This is a genomic window from Dietzia sp. KRD202 (assembly GCF_017168155.1).
In the GTDB taxonomy this organism is placed as follows: domain Bacteria; phylum Actinomycetota; class Actinomycetes; order Mycobacteriales; family Mycobacteriaceae; genus Dietzia; species Dietzia kunjamensis.
Genome location: NZ_JABFAN010000045.1, coordinates 1 through 1,753, shown reverse-complemented (window position 1 = coordinate 1,753; position 1,753 = coordinate 1). Strand labels below are relative to the sequence as shown.

Genomic DNA, 1,753 nt, shown 5'->3' with positions numbered 1-1,753 from the left:
GGGCGAGGCGGGGTGGGCGAGGCGGGCCAGGCGGACAGTAGCCTCGCCGCTCACAGCCGCGCCGCTCACAGCCGCGCCCCAACGTGGCGTCTCGCGCGCACCGCGGGGTGGGCGAGACGCCACGGCCAGGAGCGGCTGGTGAGATCCCGTGCATTTCCGGGAGCGAGACGCCATGCCAGGGGGCGGCTGCGCCGAAATGGGCGCACTTCGGCGAGCGCGAGACGCCAGGCGCGGAGCGGATGCCAAGCGTGCCGGGAGCCCAGGAACCCAGGAGGCCCGGACGCGGGCCAGCTCAGGCCACTCGTCTGGCCGGGCCCGTCACCACCCGTCGTACCCCGGCGCCACGGTGGCCCACGGCGCGGCCGCCTCGAGCTGCCCCGACAGCCGCAGCAGCAGGTCCTCGCGCCCGTAGTCGGCGACCAGCTGCAGGCCCACGGGCAACCCGCGGTCGTCCGCGGCCAGCGGCAGGGAGATGGCCGGCTGCCCGGAGAGGTTGAACATGCTCGTGCACACCGAGAACGCCGAGGACCGCGTCCACATCGCCTCCGGGTCGGTCGGGTCGAGGTAACCCAGCTCCGGGGTGGTGGAGGGCAGCGTCGGCAGCATCAGCACGTCCACGCCACCTGGCCCGAACAGTTCCGCCACGCGCCAGCCGGTCCGGGTGGCGGTCTGCAGGGCCCGCGCGACGTCGGGGGCCGAGTGGGTCATGGCGTTGTCGAGGATCACCCGGGTCCAGGGCTCGATGTCGTCGTCGTCGAGATCTCTTCCCAGCGCCGCGAGGCGCGCGTCGATGGTCGCCCGCAGCTGGGCGCCCATGATGGCGCCGACGGCCGACATCCCCTCCAGCACGTCGACGTCCAGCTCCACCTCGCGCACGTCGTGGCCGAGCCCGGCGAGCAGCTCGGCGGTGTGATCGACCGCGGCGCTGCAGGCGGGGTCGGTGGGGAACGGTCCGGGCGCGACGCGCAGCAGCCCGATGCGCAGGCGGCCGGGTTCCGCGCCGACCTCCTCGAGGAACGGGCGCGGCGGCGTGGGCGCACCGTAGGAGTCGCCGGGGCGGTGGCCGGCGACGGCGTCGAGCAGCGCGGCGCTGTCGCGGACGGTGGTGGTCAGGGCGTGGTGGTAGGACAGTGGCGACGAGAGGGCGTCGGGGTGCGGCCACGTCGGTACGCGCCCGCGGCTGGGCTTGAGGCCTACCAGGCCGCACATCGCGGCGGGGATGCGGATGGAGCCGCCGCCGTCGGTGCCGTGCGCGACCGGCACCATGCCCGAGGCGACGGCCGCCGCCGACCCGCCGCTCGACCCGCCCGTCGAGTACCCGGTGTCCCAGGGGTTGCGGCACGGGCCGTGCAGCAGCGATTCGGTGGTGGTGGACTTGCCCATCTCGGGCACGTTGGTCGTGCCGAGCACCACCATCCCGGCCGCCTTGTAGCGCTGTACGACGGTGCTGTCGACGTCTGCGACGACGTCGGCGAGCAGCCGGGAGCCGTCGGCGGCGGGCAGTCCGGCGACGTCGGTGCCGAGCGCCTTGATGACGATCGGCACCCCGCGCAGCGGGCCGTCGGGCAGGCCGGCCTCCACCTCGGCGCGCGCGGCGTCGAACCGGGTGGAGACCATCGCGTTGAGCTCCGGGTCGAGCCGCTCGATACGGGCGATCGCGGTCTCGAGCACCTCGGCGGCGCTGGTGGCACCGGCGCTGATGTCGGAGGCCAGGGCGAGCGCGTCGCGGGTCGGGGTGGGGGTGTCGGTCACG

At 75.1% G+C, this 1,753-nt stretch carries 1 protein-coding gene; it reads right to left on the bottom strand.

The genetic code is table 11. The features are described 5' to 3' along the window. Positions 1-318 precede the first annotated feature (318 nt). The gene (locus J1M64_RS18480) at positions 319-1,752 is read right to left on the bottom strand and encodes an amidase (RefSeq protein ID WP_206475148.1); all 1,434 of its coding nucleotides are present in this window, start codon (positions 1,750-1,752) and stop codon (positions 319-321) included. Position 1,753: the final 1 nt, after the last annotated feature.